General features: G+C 73.1%; 14 protein-coding genes. 9 read left to right on the top strand and 5 right to left on the bottom strand.

Features of this window, described 5'->3' with window-relative positions:
- Window positions 1–3: 3 nt before the first annotated feature.
- Window positions 4–423: an HRDC domain-containing protein gene (locus tag AC6H2I_RS15750; RefSeq protein WP_497501616.1), complete on the bottom strand. Its 420-nt coding sequence runs from the start codon at window positions 421–423 to the stop codon at window positions 4–6.
- A 253-nt stretch (window positions 424–676) separates the two neighbouring features.
- Between AC6H2I_RS15750 and AC6H2I_RS15745 the strand changes: the two genes are divergently transcribed.
- The 3 genes from AC6H2I_RS15745 to AC6H2I_RS15735 all read left to right on the top strand — a co-directional run bounded on the left by AC6H2I_RS15745 (window position 677) and on the right by AC6H2I_RS15735 (window position 2,527).
- Window positions 677–1,714 carry a hypothetical protein gene (locus AC6H2I_RS15745; protein WP_497501615.1) on the top strand — a complete coding sequence of 346 codons (1,038 nt, stop codon included), beginning with the start codon at window positions 677–679 and terminating at the stop codon, window positions 1,712–1,714.
- A gap of 171 nt (window positions 1,715–1,885) precedes the next feature.
- A complete protein-coding gene (locus AC6H2I_RS15740; RefSeq protein ID WP_497501614.1) occupies window positions 1,886–2,191 on the top strand; it encodes an STAS domain-containing protein in 306 nt (101 codons plus the stop codon).
- Between the two features lie 123 nt (window positions 2,192–2,314).
- Window positions 2,315–2,527 carry a hypothetical protein gene (locus AC6H2I_RS15735; RefSeq protein ID WP_497501613.1) on the top strand — a complete coding sequence of 71 codons (213 nt, stop codon included), beginning with the start codon at window positions 2,315–2,317 and terminating at the stop codon, window positions 2,525–2,527.
- 60 nt (window positions 2,528–2,587) lie between these two features.
- On the opposite strand, the gene AC6H2I_RS15730 is transcribed toward AC6H2I_RS15735, so the two are convergent.
- Together AC6H2I_RS15730 and AC6H2I_RS15725 are read right to left on the bottom strand one after the other, a co-directional pair.
- Window positions 2,588–3,049, bottom strand: a complete 462-nt coding sequence (locus tag AC6H2I_RS15730; RefSeq protein WP_497501612.1) for a ferritin-like domain-containing protein — start codon at window positions 3,047–3,049, stop codon at window positions 2,588–2,590.
- A gap of 133 nt (window positions 3,050–3,182) precedes the next feature.
- Window positions 3,183–4,355, bottom strand: coding sequence for a hypothetical protein (locus AC6H2I_RS15725; protein ID WP_497501611.1), 1,173 nt, complete (start codon window positions 4,353–4,355; stop codon window positions 3,183–3,185).
- A gap of 90 nt (window positions 4,356–4,445) precedes the next feature.
- Between AC6H2I_RS15725 and hrpB the strand changes: the two genes are divergently transcribed.
- From hrpB to AC6H2I_RS15710, 3 genes are all read left to right on the top strand, one after another.
- The gene (gene hrpB, locus AC6H2I_RS15720) at window positions 4,446–6,962 is read left to right on the top strand and encodes an ATP-dependent helicase HrpB (RefSeq protein ID WP_497501610.1); all 2,517 of its coding nucleotides are present in this window, start codon (window positions 4,446–4,448) and stop codon (window positions 6,960–6,962) included.
- A 73-nt stretch (window positions 6,963–7,035) separates the two neighbouring features.
- Window positions 7,036–7,815 (top strand): ZIP family metal transporter, encoded by a 780-nt coding sequence (locus AC6H2I_RS15715; protein WP_497501609.1) that lies wholly within the window; start codon window positions 7,036–7,038, stop codon window positions 7,813–7,815.
- A 150-nt stretch (window positions 7,816–7,965) separates the two neighbouring features.
- The gene (locus tag AC6H2I_RS15710) at window positions 7,966–9,882 is read left to right on the top strand and encodes a tetratricopeptide repeat protein (RefSeq protein ID WP_497501608.1); all 1,917 of its coding nucleotides are present in this window, start codon (window positions 7,966–7,968) and stop codon (window positions 9,880–9,882) included.
- Between the two features lie 36 nt (window positions 9,883–9,918).
- Here AC6H2I_RS15710 and AC6H2I_RS15705 read toward each other — a convergent pair whose 3' ends face one another.
- A complete protein-coding gene (locus AC6H2I_RS15705; protein WP_497501607.1) occupies window positions 9,919–13,260 on the bottom strand; it encodes a type III effector HrpK domain-containing protein in 3,342 nt (1,113 codons plus the stop codon).
- A gap of 261 nt (window positions 13,261–13,521) precedes the next feature.
- On the bottom strand, window positions 13,522–13,986 hold the full coding sequence (locus AC6H2I_RS15700; RefSeq protein ID WP_497501606.1) for a MarR family winged helix-turn-helix transcriptional regulator: 465 nt from the start codon (window positions 13,984–13,986) through the stop codon (window positions 13,522–13,524).
- Between the two features lie 165 nt (window positions 13,987–14,151).
- Here AC6H2I_RS15700 and rimO point away from each other — a divergent pair, with 165 nt between their 5' ends.
- The 3 genes from rimO (at window position 14,152) to AC6H2I_RS15685 (ending at window position 16,349) form a co-directional block, all read left to right on the top strand.
- Window positions 14,152–15,528, top strand: coding sequence for a 30S ribosomal protein S12 methylthiotransferase RimO (rimO, locus tag AC6H2I_RS15695; RefSeq protein WP_497501605.1), 1,377 nt, complete (start codon window positions 14,152–14,154; stop codon window positions 15,526–15,528).
- Between the two features lie 7 nt (window positions 15,529–15,535).
- Window positions 15,536–15,883: an HNH endonuclease gene (locus tag AC6H2I_RS15690; protein WP_497501604.1), complete on the top strand. Its 348-nt coding sequence runs from the start codon at window positions 15,536–15,538 to the stop codon at window positions 15,881–15,883.
- A gap of 91 nt (window positions 15,884–15,974) precedes the next feature.
- Window positions 15,975–16,349, top strand: a complete 375-nt coding sequence (locus AC6H2I_RS15685) for a hypothetical protein (protein ID WP_497501603.1) — start codon at window positions 15,975–15,977, stop codon at window positions 16,347–16,349.
- Window positions 16,350–16,607 lie beyond the last annotated feature (258 nt).

The raw sequence follows: 16,607 nt of genomic DNA, 5'->3' as shown, positions 1-16,607 counted from the left end.
CGCTCAGTCCTCGATCAACTCGTCCAGGGTGCTGCGCACGACCTGCACGATCTCCGCCCCGAACTGGCCCAGGTCGGCGCCGCGGGCGCCGACGATCACCGACAGCTCCCGCTCGGTGGTCGGGGCGAAGCGGGCGATCTCCGGCACCAGCTCGTCCGCCAGCACGGCGTCGCGGCTCACCCCCGAACTGCGGGCGACCCGCTCACGCCACAGGTTCAGGGCGCCGCCGATGGCGCTCTCGATCTGCAGCGATTCCTCCTTCCGGCGCAGGTCCTGGAACAGCACCAGGACCTGCCACGCACCGTCGGCATAGGCGGTGTCGATTCGCTGCACCTCCACGGTGCGCAGGAACGCGGACAAGGCGCCTTGGGACTCCTCGCGATCGGCAGCGGGAATGTGGAAGGTGCGGATCTCGGTGCTCATGGCCGCCTCGTCTGCTTGCGTAGTCACGGCCGCTCCGCCGCGCGGGGCGCCCTGCGCAAAGTCTACACCAAACGCTGCGCCACGGCACCGAAAGCGGCGGGGTGCGGCGCGGCGGCCACCCCCCGGGGTGCCCCGTCCACGCCGCCGCCGGGCGCCGCCTACCCCGAAATTCCAGGCCCTCGCGGGGAGCCCGAGGCCGCCGTCCGGCGTTGGAACCGGCAGTCCCCGCTGTCGCCAAGAGGCCGTCGACGCCATGACCGAAGCCGACACCCCCCGCCGTCGCCGCATTCCCGTCGGCCTGCAGCGTTTCGCCGCCGCCACCGTTCTGCTGGCCGTGCTCGGCACCACGACCGTCTTCGCCCTGGAGAAGGTCGGGTTTTCGACCTACGCCGATCCGTTCGTCCTCTACAACCGCAACCGGATCGAGGCGGCCGAGGCCCGCGCCCGCCGCGCGCCGGACGGGACGCTGGTCGTCGCACTCGGCACCTCGCGGCTGCGCGACGCCACGCTGGACGAGGCGGCCATGGCGGACCTCGCCGCGGCCGGCGGCGCCGCTCCCTTCGTGTTCCTGCGGATCACCGCCGACGCCGCCGACTTCCGCGATTTCGAGCCGCTGCTCGACGACATCCTCGCCAGCCGGCCGGACCGGGTGCTGATCGACATGGACCTGCTGTTCCGGGAACGCCGCCCGCTGGCCTTCCTCACCGACCGCCTGCGCCGCACCGGCGACGCCCTGGTGGGCGGGCATCCGTTCTCGCTGGACCAGGTGCACCAGCAATACGCCCGGGCCTGCGACGGCCCGCCGACCGCTCCGGCCTTCCCGGCGGCCATCCCGGCGGCCTTCCCGGCGGTCACTCCGGCGGCGGGCCGGTCCGGTGGCGGCGCGGCGCCCGATCGCGCGGCGCCGGACCTTGCGGCGTTCATCGACCGGCAGGATTGGCGCTTCACCCTGTCCGCGGACGCGGAGGCCTACGCGCGCGTGCGCGCCTTCGCCGCGCGCGCCGGCGCCGCCGGTGTTCCGGTGACGGTTCTCGAGATGCGCCGCCCCCCGGCCGTGGAGAAGAGCCGCTTCGGCGGCGCGCCGTTCCCGCCGGAGGCGATGGCGCGCCTCGCCGGCGACGACGCGTTCGAGGTCTGGCGGTTCCCTCGCCGCCTCCAGCACGCCGCCAGCTACTGCGACCTCATGCATCTCGGCGGCGAGGCCCGCGCCGCCTACTCGGCGTGGCTGGTGGCGACGATCACCGGCGGCGGCGCGGACGCCCCGGTCATCGAAGCCGTGTCGCTGCAATGACGGTTGCGTGAAGAGTCGATCGCTGCGGGGCCAGCACACCCCACGCGGCGACGAAATATTGACGTCCTGAATCGTCGCGTCATCGAACCGACATCTTTGTGCGCATAGAATCGTCTTGCATCCTATGCTATGGTCGTGGCGTCAAGGTGCCGTACAACCGCGGGACACGCCATGGACTACACGATTTGCCAACGCGGCGACGCCACGGTGTTTCGGCTGATCGGACGACTGACTTTCACTGACCACGACGCGTTCCGCGGCCTCCTCACGGCGGTCGACGGGGCGGCCGGGCCAAGCATGGTGTTCGACCTGTCCGGCCTCGACTACGTCGATTCCTCGGGCCTCGGCATGTTCATCGTCGCCCGCGACGTGGCGCACCGCAAGGGCGTGCCGTTTGCCCTGCACGGCGCCCGCGACGGGGTCAAGCACCTGCTGGCGGTCGCCCATTTCCACAAGCTGTTCGACGTCGCGGACTGACACCCGCCCGCCGCCGCCCCCCTGCGACGGAGTGTCGCACGGCCCGCGCCGCGGAACTCCCCTTATAACCGTATTTCGATTATGGTTTTGGCGGGACGACCGCCGCAACGACGGGAGTGTGCAATGGCTTCGATGATGATCAAGGTGGCGCGCGAAGGCCTAGTGTCGAAGGCGCTGAAATCCGCCGATGTCGGCCCGACCAGCGGCGATTCCATCGTCTACGAGATCCAGAACGTGCCGGACGGCACGGCCGTCGACTCCGTCATCGCCGCGTTCAAGGGCTACAAGCCCGGACCCAGGGAGTACGAGATCGACTGGGCCAAGCTGCCGGGGTGATCGCCGGCCCGGGGCGACGGCGGCCCGCCGTCCCCCGCTCGGCGCGGGACGACCGGCGCCTCACACCCGCCTGGGGAAGCGCCTGGCCCACACCTCCAGCTGCGCGACGTGCTCGGCCTCCTCGGCCGCGAACGCCTCCGCCATCATCCGCACTTCGGGATCGTCGCTGGTCCGGGCGACCGTGGCATAGAACGCCAGGCCCCGCCGCTCGCTGTCGAGGGCGAGGTCGAGCGCGTAATCCTCGGTCATCAAATAGTGCGACCCTTCCATGGACGCGGATTCCGGGCTTTCGTCGTCGGGCCAGCGGTAGTCCTCGGGCGCCAGGTCGGGGATGGCGTGGAAGCCCGCCCGTTTGCGTGCGTCGGCGAGATGCAGGCGCGAGAATTCGGCCATCTTCCCGAAGAAGCGGGCGACCTCCTGGTTGCCGTAGGTCTTCATCGCCTCGGACAGGTCGGAGAAGCGCAGGGCGGCCTCCTCCTCCAGCTTCATGGCGTGGGCGAGGAACAGGGCGACGTCGTTCATGGCGCAACCGTGGCCGTTGTGGAAGGGACGCCACGAAACCATAAACAAAATACGGGATTTTCGCCAAGCCTTTGACGTGGCACCCCGCAGCGGGTCGGGCCGGAGACCGCCGCGGGACGCCAAGGGGGGCGCCTCAGAACGCCATGGGGGCGTCGCGGCGGCGGTCCAGCACCACATCGAGGCGACGGAACAGGTCGTGCTCCTCGTCGTTGGTCAGGCGGTTCTCGCGCTGCGCCCGCACGTCGTTGAACAGCATGTTGAGCGCGCTGTGGATCGCCGACAGGCACCCGGCGAGAACCCAGTAGGAGCGCCGGCTGTCCTTGAGGAACGACACCAGCTTGCGCGGCCGGCCGGCGAGGAACTCCTGGTGGCAGGCCTCGTAGTCGCGCAGCAGCGCGCGGGCCTCCTCGCCGGTGGCGATCAGCCGCTTGGCGATGCGCCCCTTGAACATCTGGAGCTGCTCCCGGGACTCCCGGCTGACCGCCATGGCGTCGGTCGGGACCGAGGCCGGGGAGCCGAACCAGCGCAACGCCTCACCCATGCGCGGCGCGATGTCGCGCAGCTGGACCTGATAGAAGGTGATGCCCTTCCACGCCCCGAACACCAGCGGCGCCTCCTGCTCGGAGATGCCGAAGGCGGCGATGAAGTCCTTCGCCTCGGGCAGCGAGGGGTCCCACAGGCTGTCGACCATCCGCTGCCGGTCCTGGGCGGAGCGCTGCTCGTCGGCCAGGGCCTTGTCGACGATCTCGGAGATCTTCACCCCGATCGCCTGGCGGATCTTCGCCACCTCGGCGCGGTCGAGCTGCAGGTAGTCGGGGTCGAAGGCGATGCCGTTGGCATCGAGGCAGTCCTTCACCAGGAACGGGTCGAGGGACGGCACCGTGTCCAGAAGGTTGAGGATCACCGAGTCTCGCTGCAACCCATCCTTGTCGGAGTCACCCCTCAGGCCCAGGTACTCCTGCATCAGCGCGGGATAGTTCTTCTGGCGCAGGTAGAACGCCGACCCGCCCTCGCGCGGCTGCTCCGAATCGTAGGGCAGGTACACGCCCGTCTCGATCGGCCGGAACTCCTCGGCGCCCTGCGGCCGGCCGCTCCAGCCCGAGAGATCGCGCGAGGGCAGGCGTTCGGGGAAGTTCGGGTATTTGAAGATCACCGCGTGGCTCAGCGCCCGGGACGCGAACAGCCGCTTCTCCGGCGCTGCCTGCGCCGACAGGTCGATCAGATTCATGGCGACGCTCGAGCCGCCGAAGAGGATCGCATCGAGAACCGGAGAGTATTTCTTGACGTTGACCACGCGTGGACTCATGGCTCCGAAGCGGCGCCGGTGACGGGACCGGCGGGGTGTGGTAGCACAAATACCTATCCCGGTATTCCCCAAGGTAAAGGCCCCGCTGCGGTGCTGCCCCTTCCCATCGACGAGGTCCTGCCCGCCCTGCTGACGGCGCTGGAGCGCCGCGGCGTCGCCGTTCTCCAGGCCCCGCCGGGCGCCGGCAAGACCACCCGGGTGCCGCTCGCCCTGCTCGACGCGCCGTGGCTGGCCGGGCGCAAGGTGGTGGTGCTGGAGCCCCGGCGCTTGGCCGCCCGCGCCGCCGCACGCCGGATGGCCGCGATGCTGGGCGAGGCGGTCGGCGAGACCGTCGGCTACCGCGTGCGCCTGGACACCCGGGTCGGCCCCGCCACCCGCATTGAGGTGGTGACCGACGGCCTGTTCCTGCGCCAGCTCCAGGACGACCCCGAGCTGGCCGGCGTCGGCGCCGTGCTGTTCGACGAGTTCCACGAGCGCGGCATCGACAGCGACCTGGCGCTGGCCCTGTGCCTGGAGGCGCGCGGCGCGCTGCGCGACGACCTGCGGCTGGTCGCCATGTCGGCGACGCTGGACGGCGGGCCGGTGGCGGCGTTGCTGGGGGACGCGCCGCTGGTGACCAGCGCGGGGCGCGCCTTCCCCGTGGCGACCCGCCACCTCGACGCCCCCGCCCGCGGGGCCCGCGTGGAGGACGCGGTGGCCGCCGCGGTGCGCCACGCGCTGGCCGAGGAGACCGGCAACCTGCTGGTGTTCCTGCCCGGGGCCGGCGAGATCCGGCGCGTCCAGGCGCTGCTGGAGGGCACGGTGGCCGGGCCGGGGGTGCTGCTGGCCCCGCTCTACGGCGACCTGCCGGCCGAGGCCCAGGACCGCGCCATCGCCCCCGCGCCGCCGGGCCTGCGCAAGATCGTCCTGGCCACCCCCATCGCCGAGACCAGCCTGACCATCGAAGGCATCCGCGTGGTGATCGACAGCGGGCTGATGCGGGCGCCGCGCTTCGACCCGCGCTCCGGCATGACCCGGCTGGTGACCGCCAAGGTCTCCCAGGCCTCGGCCGAGCAGCGCCGCGGCCGGGCCGGCCGGCTGGAACCCGGCGTGTGCTACCGCCTGTGGTCCGAAGCGGCGCAGCGCGCGCTGGCCCCCTTCGCGGCGCCGGAGATCCGCGACGCCGACCTCGCCCCGCTGGCGCTGGAGCTGGCCGCCTGGGGCGTCGCCGACGCCGGCGATCTCGCCTGGCTCGACCCGCCGCCGGCCGCGGCGCTCGCCCAGGCGCGCGACCTCCTGCGCGGGCTGGGCGCGCTCGACGCCGACGGCGCCATCACCGGCCACGGCCGCCGCATGACCGGCCTCGGCGTGCACCCGCGGCTCGCCCACATGATGCTGATGGGGCGCGAGCGGGGGCTGGGCGGGCTGGCCTGCGAGGTCGCGGCGCTGCTGGGCGAGCGCGACATCGTCAAGGCCCAGCCGGGCTTCCGCGACGCCGACCTGCGCCTGCGGGTGGAACTGCTGCGCGGCCTCGACGCCGAGGGGCGGGGGCGGGCCGGCCGCGGCCTGTCGGTGGAGCGCGGCGCCGCCCAGCAGGCGCTGCGCCAGGCCCGGCAGTGGCGCCGCCAGCTCCGCGCCGGGCACGGCGACACCCCGCTGGCCGCCACCGGCCTGCTGGTGGCGCTGGCGTACCCCGACCGCATCGCCCGGCGGCGCGCCGCCGGCGGCACCCAGTACCGGCTGTCCAACGGCCGCGGCGCCTTCTTCGCCGACCCCGAGCCGCTGGTGGCCCAGGAGTGGCTGGCGGTCGCCGACCTCGACGGGGCGGCGCGGGAGTCGCGCATCTTCCTGGCCGCGCCGGTGGCCCGGGCGGAGCTGGAGGACGCGTTCGCCGACCAGATCCGCGACACCGCGGTGGTCGCCTGGGACGACCGGGAGCAGGCGGTGCAGGCGCGCCAGCGCCGCATGCTGTTCGCCCTGGCCCTGGAGGACCGGCCCCTGGCGGCGCCGCCGGCCGAGGCGGTCACCGCGGCGATGCTGGCCGGGGTGCGCGCCATGGGGCTCGCCTGCCTGCCCTGGAGCGACGGTCTGCGGCGCTGGCAGGCCCGGCTGGCGTTCCTGCGCCGCATCGAGGGCGAGGCGTGGCCGGACGTCTCCGACCCGGCGCTGGAGGCGGGGCTGGAGGAGTGGCTAGCACCCCATCTCGCCGGGATGACCCGGCGCGCCCATCTGGAGCGGCTCGACCTCGCCGGGGCGCTGGCGGCGCGGCTGCCCTGGCCCTTGCCCAAGCGCCTGGAGGAGGAGGCGCCGACCCATGTCACGGTGCCCAGCGGGTCGCGGGTGCCGATCGACTATTCCGGAGAGGAACCGGTCCTGGCCGTGCGCCTGCAGGAGATGTTCGGGCTGGCCGAGACGCCGCGCATCGCCGGCGGGCGGGTGGCGTTGCTGCTGCACATGCTTTCGCCGGCGCGCCGCCCCGTCCAGGTGACCCGCGACCTCGCCAGCTTCTGGGCCAACGCCTACAGGGACGTGAAGGCCGACCTCAGGGGCCAGTACCCCAAGCACCACTGGCCCGACGATCCCTTGCAGGCCGAACCGACGGCGCGGGCCAAGCCGCGCCCGCGCTGAGGCCTGCGGCGCGGCACCGCGGCCGGTCACGGCCGTTGACCTGAGCGGACACCAGCGACGAGGGAGTGCGGGCATGGCGTGGGACACGGTGTGGATGGGGCTGGCGGGCAGCGCCGCGGCGGGCGCGGCGACCGGGCTGGGCGCCCTGCCGGTCCTGGTGGTCCGCGACCTCTCGCAACGCCTCCAGGACACGCTGCTGGGGTTCGCCGCCGGGGTGATGCTGGCGGCGTCCTTCTTCTCGCTGATCCTGCCGGGGCTCGAGGCCGCCCGTGGCCAGGGCCATGGCGGCACCGCCGCGGCGGCCATCGTGGTGGTGGCGGTGCTGCTGGGGGGGCTGGTGCTCGGCCTCGTCAACCGCTACGCGCCGCACGAGCATTTCATCTCCGGCCCCAACGGGCAGGCGGCCTCCGCCCGGGTGCGGCGGATCTGGCTGTTCGTGATCGCCATCACCCTGCACAACGCGCCGGAGGGGCTGGCGGTCGGCGTCGCCTACGGCGGCGGCGCCCAGGAGGGGCATGCCCTGGCGCTGGCGATCGGCCTGCAGAACGTGCCGGAAGGCCTGGCGGTCGCCACCGCCCTGGCCTCGCTGGGCTACCGCCGGCTGGTGGCGGCCGGCCTGGCGCTGGGAACCGGGCTGGTGGAGCCGCTGGGCGGGCTGCTCGGCGCCGGGGTGGTGACGGTGGCGCAGCCGCTGCTGCCCTGGGGGCTGGGCTTCGCGGCGGGGGCGATGCTCTTCGTCATCTCCAACGAGATCATCCCGGAAACCCACCGCAAGGGCCACGAGAGCCTCGCCACGTCGGGCCTGATGGTGGGGCTGGCGGTGATGATGTTCCTCGACGTCTCGCTGGGGTGACGGCTCCGCCGCGGCCGCCGCTTGGCCGGCGGGGACGGGTCCCCTAGACTGGCCCCCCACCCGCGCAAGGGCATAGGTCAGGCCTTCCCGATGACAGCCGTCTTCACCACCGCAGCCGCAACCGCACGTCACGGTGCCGGCCGGACGGCGATGACACTCGCCGTCGTCCTGCTGCTCGCCGGCCGGCCGGCCGCCGCGGTGGCCGGCGACACGGCCGCCGCCGCCGACCCGCTGGCCCGCTTCGAGGCGCTCGCCGCGGTCGACCGTATCCCGGAGGCCGCCGCGGCGATCGCCCGCGCGGTGGCCGGGGCGGAGGCCGCGGCCGCCGGCGAGCCGTCGGCCGAGCTGGCGGAGCTGCTGTTCACCCAGGGCCGTTTCCTGCTCGCCGCCGGGCGTGCCGCCGAGGCCGAGGCGGCCTTCGCCCGCCAGCGCGTCCAGCTCATGCGCCGGCACGGGCCGGACGACCTGCGCGTCTCCACCGCCGCCTCCTTTCTCGCCGACGCGGCGGCGGCGGCCGGCCGGGCCGGCACCGCCCATGCGGCGCTGGAGCAGGCCATGGCCATCCGGGTGGCGGCGCTGGGCCCCCGGCACGGCCTGGTCGGCTACGCCTGGCGCGACCGCGGCGACGTCGAGCGCCGCCTGGGCCGGCCGGAGGAGGCCGTCCAGGCCTATCTCGCGGCGCTGGCCGTCTTCGAGGGGGTGATCGGCCTGCCCGCCGGCGCCCTCGCCCACCGCACGCCGCGCCACCGCACGCTCGACGGGTTCGCCAGCGGCGGCCGGCTCCGCTTCAACGCCGACGCCACCCTGGCCGGGCTGAAGGCGGCGTTGGGCGGGCCGCCGCCGGCCGCCTTCCACGCCCCGGCCCCGGTGCTGCGCAGCCTGGCCGAAGCCCTCGCCGACAGCGCCGCGCGCAGCGGCGACCCCGCCTCCGCGCGGGCCGCGGTCGCGGCGGCCCGGCTGTGCCACGCCCTGGTCGTGGATCGCCTCGGGGACGGCCACCCGGCGGTGGCGGAGGCCCTCGACACCCTGGGCGGCGTGCGGTCCCGCACCGGCGACGCGCCGAACGCGGCCCCATCGTTCCGCGCCGCTGCGGCGATCCTCGCGGCGGTTCACGGGCCGACGGCGCCGGCCACCGGCCGCGCCCTGGGCGGGCTGGCGCGGGCGCTGATCGCCGCCGGCGACGGCGCGGCGGCGGCCGAGGCCGCGCGCCAGGCGCTCGCCATCGAGGCCGACCGCTCGGCCATCCGCCGCCGGGCGGCCGCCGCCGGCCCACCCGGCACGGCGCCGCTCGACCTCGCCTTCGCCGTGCTGGACGCCCTCGCCGACGGCGCAGACGGCGCCGCACCGGGCGACGCCGCGGCCCTGGCGGTCCAGCTCACCGCGCTGCCGCGGGGCGACCCCGCCGATCCCGCGGCCGCGGAGCCCGCCCGGGCGGCGGCGGTCGACGCCCTGCTGCGCACCGAGGCGGCGCTGGCCGCCGCCGCCGCCGGGCCGGTGGCGGGGTGGGACCGCGGCGCCCTGGACGCCCTGCGCGCCCGCGCCGAGGCGCAGCGGGCGGCGCTGGCGCTCGCCCCGCCGCTTGCCGGCCTCGACCGGCTGCAGGCGGCGCTGGGCGGGAACGAGGCCGTGGTGGCCCTGGTCATCCCGCCCTACCGAGCCGACAACGCCGCCGACCGGGCGGCGCTGGCCGACGGGCTGGTCACGGTCTCCGCCCTGGTGGTCAGGCCCGGCGGCGCGCGCCTGCGCCGCATCGGCGTCCACAGCACCGCGCTGCAATGGCTCGGCCCGGCCCGCCCGCCCGCGTCCGGCGCCGGCGGCACGCCGCGTCTGCCGCTGAGCGCGCTGATCACCGACCACGGCGTGCAGCAGGTCTACGAGGTCGCGTTGCGCGCGATCGCGCCGGAGGATCTGGCGGGCGCGCGGACCCTCCACCTCCTGGCCCGCCACGACCGCTACCGCGACGGCGGCGACACCGGCATGGCGGCCCGGCTCGCCGCCCTGGCGCTGCCCGGCGTCGCCACGGTCCGCCCGGTCGCCACCCTGCGGGCCGTGGTGGACGGTCGCTGAGGCACGCCGCGGCCGACGCGCCGGTCCGTCCGCCGCCTACGAGCCGATCAGCGGGGCCTCCGCCTCGTCGTCGTAGAAGTCCAGATCCTTGGAGTCACCCCGCACGCGGTCGCCGCCCGTGATGCCGTACTGGCGCAGAGTGTCGGCCAGGGTGTCGACGAAGTCGTCCTCGGCCTTGTTCTTCTTGTGGTCGGCGATGCCGAACAGGATCAGGCTGCCGACCACGCCGACCCCCGAGGACGCCGCCCCCAGCACCCCGGCGGCGACGCCGAAGCCGGCGGCCACGGTCGACAGGGTGGACGCGGTGGCTGCGCTGGCGAAGGTGCCGGCGAGACCCAGCGCCCCCTCGACGATGCCCGACACCGCCGCGAGGCCGCCCAGCGCCCCGCTCGTCACATTGAAGGCCCCGGCCAGGGGGTCGCCGTTCTTGAACGCGTTGACCCCCGACACGATGCTGACGGAGCTGAGCAGCGCGCCACCGACGTTGCCCAGGATCTTGCCCGCGTTCTCGATCCTCTTCAGGAACGGACCGTCCTCCACGGCGCCCGAGTACTTGGCGACCTTGGTGCCGGCCTCCGTCAGCGTGCCGGCCATGGCGATGCCGGCCCCGGCCAGGGTGATGTCGTCGACGACCGTGCCCTTGCCGTTGGCGGCCTTGGTGGCGAGGTAGGAGCCTGTGAGCACCGTGCTGACGGCGTGCAGCAGGCCGCTCTTGTAGGCCTCGCTGGCACCGCCGCCGATGTCGAACTTCTTGAGGGCATCGGACGCCTTCTCCCCCTTGCGCATGGAATCGAAAGCGGAGCGCACCGCCTTGGCCACCTGGTCGCCGGAGATCGCCGCGCCGTCGGCGGTGGTGGCGAGGCCCGGGTCGATCGCGGCGGCGTTGTCGAACGCCTGCTCGATCTTGCCGGCGTCGAGGCCGCCCTCCCCGTCGCCGAACAGGCTCTCCAGATCGGCGTCGTCCACCTGGTCCAGAAGGGCCTGCTCGGCGATGGCGGCGTGGTTCTTCTGCAGGGCGGCCCGGTCCTCGTCGGTGACGGCGTCGCCCAGCACCCGCTGGGCCGCCGCCGCGTCGGCGGCGAAGGTCTGGATGGCGTCCAGCGGGTCGACACCGGCCTCCAGCGCCGCCTTCAAGGCGGCACCGCTCTTCAGGTCCTTGTCGAAATACGCCTTGATCTCGTCCTGCTTGCCCGCGTTCTTCGCGGCCATGGACAGGTCCGGGTTGCCGTCGCCGCCCAGCGCCAGGTCCACCGAGGCCGCCTGGTTCACGAAATGCTTCAGCGCGTCGCCGGTGGCCACGGGCTTGCCATCGGCGTCCGTGATGGCCAGCGCCTCGTTCAGGGCGGTGCCGTCGATCATGGCGTGATCGGCGTAGGCGGTCAGGGCGTTCTGCAGATCGCTGTTGGTGGAGACGATCTCGCGCAGGGAACTCTGCCGCTGGCCGGCAAGGTACGTCTGGACGTCGGCGTCGCCGGCAAGGATGGCGATCGCCTCCGACAGCTGCGCCGACACCTTGTCGTAATTGGGATTGATGTGCTTGGCGTCGAGCTTCAGGTCATCCCACAGCGTGCTGTCCTTGCCGGACGCCATCATGGCCTGGGTGTCCAGCAGCTGCATCAGCGCCGCCGCCTTGACGTCGCCGTCGTACGCCTCCGGATGCTCCAGCACGTCCGCCGTCAGGTCCTTGGTGGACACCCCCGCCACCGACTGCCGCGTCGCCGCCATGTCGAGCAGCGAGATGGTCTCGCTGTCGGTCGACAGTTCGGTGTTCTCCAGCCAGGTGGTGATGTCCTCGCGCCCCACCACGCGGTCCGCGTCGGCCACGGCCGGCGCCTCGCTGGCGGTGTCGACCAGGGCGGTCATGCCCGGCTGGCGCCACAGCGCCGCCGCGTCGCGCAGGGAGTCGGGCAGCAGCTCGTCGTTCCCGACCGCCTCCAGGTTGTTGGGGTGCAGGCCGTGGTTGTTCTTTCGCTGGTTCTCGGCATCCAGCGCCATCGCCCCGCCGGAGGCGGCGATCAGCGTCTGGTTGGCGGCGAGCAGGGCCGCGGACCTGGCGATGGCCTTGGCGCTGTCGTCGGCGTCGGGGTTGTTCTCGACGTAGGCGGCGTAGGCCTCGCCCGCCGCCTTCATGTCCTTGGAGGTGTGCTTGACGAACTCCTCCAGGCTGTTCTTGGTGATCTTGCCGTCCACCCTCTCCTTGGGTTCCGGTGCGTCCAGGGCCTGGAGGAGGTTGCCGCTGCGCGCCACGTAGCTCAGCACGGTCTTGGCGTCGGCCGACAGCTCGTCCCAGTTCTCCATGCTCTCGGGATCGGTGAAGTCGCAGCCGTCGAGATCCCACTCGCCCCAGTTCTCGCGCAGCAGCCGCGCCGCCTGGAGCGGCCGGGTCAGCTCCTCCGCCTCCTGCTCGCTGCCCGCAAAGCGTTCGACGTCCTTCAGGACGGACTCGCTGATCAGGGTGTCCATCGGATTGCGGCTTCGCTCCAGCCGGGCCGCCGCCTCGGAGAACCGCGCGCCCAGCTCGGCGGGCGTCCCCGCATCGACGCCGGGGGCCTTGCGCTCCGCCGCGCCGAGCTCCCGGTTGGCCAGCCACTCGGTGATGTCCTCGCGGCCGATGACGCGGTCCTCGTCGCCGCCGCTGCCGGTGTCGAGCGTCTTGTTGACGTCGCTCCGGCGGGCCCAGGACGCCGCATCCCGCAGCGTCCCCGACAGCGCCGCATCCTGCTCCACGGCCTTGAGGTTGCTGGGGTGCAGGCCATGGTTGTTCTTGCGCTGATCGTCGGCGCCATAGGCCATGGCACCGCCCGAGGCGGCGATCAGGGTCTGGTTGGCGGCGAGGGTCGCCGCGGACCGCGCCTGCTCCATCGCGGTATCGTTGGCGCCGGGGTTGGCGTCGAGAAAGCGGATGTAGGCGTCGGTCGCAGCACGAAGATCCGCGGCCGCTTGCTTGGCGAACTCCTCCAGGCTGTTCTTGGTGATCTTGCCGTCCACCTTTTCCCCGGGTTCCGGGGCGTCCAGTGCCTGGCGGAGGTTGTCGCTGCTGGCGACGAATTTCAGAACGGCCTGGGCGTCCTTGGGCAGGGAGTCCCAGGTCTTCATGCTCTCGGGGTCGGCGAAGTTGCACGTCCCAAGATCCCATTCGCCCCAGTTCTGCCGCAGCAGTCGGGCCGCCTCCATCGGCCGGGCGAGCTCCTCCGCCGCGTCCTGGCTCCCGGTGATGATGCGCAGGTCCGACAGGGCGTCGTCGCGCAGGGCGCCGGCGAAATCGTCATCACCCTCCGTCAGCCTGTCGACCGCTTCGGTGAAGCTCTTGCCGACCGTCTCCGCGTCCTTTGCGCTGAGCTCCGGGCGATCCTGCTCCGCGACGCTGTTCACCTTCACGTTCCGTCTCCCTGCCGAAGGGTCCGCCCCGCCCGAACCGGCGGCGGCCGAGAGGATGGTCGCGAAGGCTCCAGAGGTTCCACCGCCTTTTGTTTCCCGGCGGGAACAAATCAATGGGCCGCGCCGGCCCGTTCCAGCCCCCGTAGTGGGACGCGGGTCGCCAGCGGCGCAGGGCGCGTCGGTCCGTGTCCGTCAAAAGGTCGAGCGGCGGCACGGTGCGGCCGGATCGCGACCGCCCGAAGCCCGCCTCCCCCGCTGCCCCTAGGCCGCCGGGCGCAGCGCGATGACCCGGAGCAGCACCTGGTCGAGCAGGGTCGCCAGCGTCGCCCGCTCGTCGGGGGCCAGCGCGTCGATCACCCCGGCGAACCCCTTCAGGGGGTCGTGCGCCAGCAACGCGGCGGCCGTCTCGGTGAGGTGGAGGCGGACCACCCGGCGGTCCTCCGGCACGGGTTGGCGGGTCAGCAGCCCCTTGCCCACCAGCACCTCCACGGTCTGGGAGGCGGCGCCGCGGGTGGTCGCGTGATAGTCGGCGAACGCCGAGACGGTGCGCTGCGCCGGCTCGGCGGCGGCGACATAGCGCAGCGCCGTCCATTGCGACGGCTTCAGTCCCTGCGAATAGCCAAGGCTGTCGACGATGTGCGCGATGTGCAGGATGGCTTCGGCGACCGCACGGGACGGGGCGGTGCCGGCCGACGTGACGCCGTCGGGCGGGGCGCTGCTGGACATTCCACACCGAACCATATAGACGCTAACGTAAATGCGACGGTAGCAGGCGCCGCGGCCGGTGTCCAGCGCCCGGCGCGGCCCACCCGAGCGCGTGACGCGGCGCCGTGGGCCGCGGCCGCGCGATTCGGCTGGCGCTCCGCCCCCCCTCGCCTATATATCCGCGCCATGACCACGCCCGAACCCACCACGCTCCCGACCGTCACCGATCCGCGCACGGTCGGCCGCGCCGCGCCGAAGGTCGGCATCGTCAGCCTCGGCTGCCCCAAGGCGCTCGTCGATTCGGAGCGCATCCTCACGCGCCTGCGCGCCGAGGGCTACGAGATCTCCGGCACCTACCAGGGCGCCGACGCGGTGATCGTCAACACCTGCGGCTTCCTCGACAGCGCGAAGAAGGAATCCCTCGACGCCATCGGCGAGGCGCTGAAGGAGAACGGGCGGGTGATCGTCACCGGCTGCATGGGCGGCGACGCCGGCGCCATCCGCGACGTCCACCCCGGCGTGCTCTCGGTCACCGGGCCGCACCAGTACGAGGCGGTGGTCGCCGCGGTGCACGAGGCGGTGCCGCCCGCCCACGATCCCTACCTCGACCTGGTGCCCCCCCAGGGCATCCGGCTGACGCCGCGCCACTACGCCTACCTGAAGATCTCGGAAGGCTGCAACAACCGCTGCAGCTTCTGCATCATCCCCGACCTGCGCGGCGACCTGGTGAGCCGGCCCATCGACCGGGTGCTGCGCGAGGCGGAGAAGTTGGCCACCAACGGTGTCAAGGAGCTGCTGGTGATCTCCCAGGACACCAGCGCCTACGGCCTCGACCTGCGCTACCAGGAGCGGCCGTGGTACGACCGCACGGTCAAGACCCGCTTCGCCGAGCTGTGCCGCGAGCTGGCCAATTTCGACCTGTGGGTGCGGCTGCACTACGTCTACCCCTACCCGCACGTCGACGAGGTCATCCCGCTGATGGCCGAGGGGCGCATCCTGCCCTACCTGGACATCCCCTTCCAGCACGCCTCGCCCACCGTGCTGAAGGCGATGCGCCGGCCGGCCGCCCAGGAGAAGACCCTGGAGCGCCTCCAGCGCTGGCGCCGGGAGTGCGAGCATCTGGCCCTGCGCTCCTCGTTCATCGTCGGCTTCCCCGGCGAGACGGAGGAGGACTTCGCCTTCCTGCTGGACTGGCTGCGCGAGGCGCAGCTCGACCGCGCCGGCTGCTTCCCCTACGAGGCGGTGGCCGGGGCCAAGGCCAACGACCTGCCGGGCGCCGTCCCCGAGGAGGTCAAGCGGGAGCGCTACCAGCGGCTGATGGAGACCCAGGCGGCGATCAGCGCGGCGCGCCTGCAGCGCCGCGTCGGCTGGACCCTGGGCGTGCTGATCGACGAGGTGGACGAGGACGGCGCGGTGGGCCGCTCCTACGCCGAGGCGCCGGAGATCGACGGCAGCGTCTTCCTCAACGGCGAGACCGGGGTGAAGCCCGGCGACATCGTCGACGTCACCATCGAGCACGCCGACGAGCACGACCTCTGGGGCAGCGTCGAACGGACGGAGTGACGCGGCCATGGCGGTCGACCGCGACGCCGCGCGGCTGATGGACGTGGCCCAGGGCGGCCGCTGCTTCTACTGCGGCGAGACGGTGGGCCGCCAGGCCACCTTCGACCACCTGATCCCGCAGGCCTATGGCGGCGCCGACGAGCCGGCCAACGTGGTTCTGGCCCACCGCCGCTGCAACCAGGCCAAGGGCGACCGGCTGCCGACCCCCGAGGAGGTGGAGCGCCTGCTGCACCAGCGGCGGGGCAGCCGCCTCGGCGTCTGGCCGCCGCTGCTGGTGCTGCGCGGCAGCGATCCGGAGGAGGCGTGGATCGCCGTGGCCCGGGCCATCGCCGCCCTGCATATGCCCTCTGGATAGAGTCGATTATCCGGCGCTACCATGATCCGGTCGGCCCATGACCGCGAGCCCGCGGCCACCCGACGATCAACCCCGATCGGAGATCACGTCCATGACGATGCTGAAGACCCTGGCAGCGACCGCCCTGGTGTCGCTGATGCTCGCCGCCCCCGGCGGCGCGCTGGCCCAGGGCAAGCAGGATTTCACATTGGTCAACCGCACCGGTTACGTCATCAACGAGGTCTACGTCAGCCCCAACCACGCCGACGACTGGGAGGAGGATGTCCTCGGCCAGGACGTCCTCGACAACGGCGAGGTGGCGAACATCACCTTCGCGCGCAAGGAAAAGTCCTGCATGTGGGATCTCCGCATCGTGTTCGAGGATGAAGAGGACGCGGAGTGGGAAAACTTCGACCTCTGCACCGTCAGCAAGATCTCGCTGTCCTACGACCGCAACCGCGGCGTCACCTGGGCCGACTACGAATAACCCGCGACACGGCGGCTATGGATTCCATGGCCGCCGGACCCCGCAGCCGCCCCCCTGCCGACGCCGGCTGCCCGGCAGGGCGGAGCATGGCATTGGCCAACCGGCCGCCCCCCCCCGCACGACCGCGGCGCCCTGCCAGGGATTGAGGCGGCCTGCGCCTTTTGGCCGATCGGGGCCACGCGACCACCGCCACACCCGATCGACCGCTCCGCCTTTCGCTCCGCCTTTCGATTGTGTCGCAAATAAATAAGAAAGATA

This window comes from Azospirillum sp. NS33, assembly GCF_059703765.1.
This window is presented reverse-complemented; position numbering and strand designations above follow the sequence as displayed.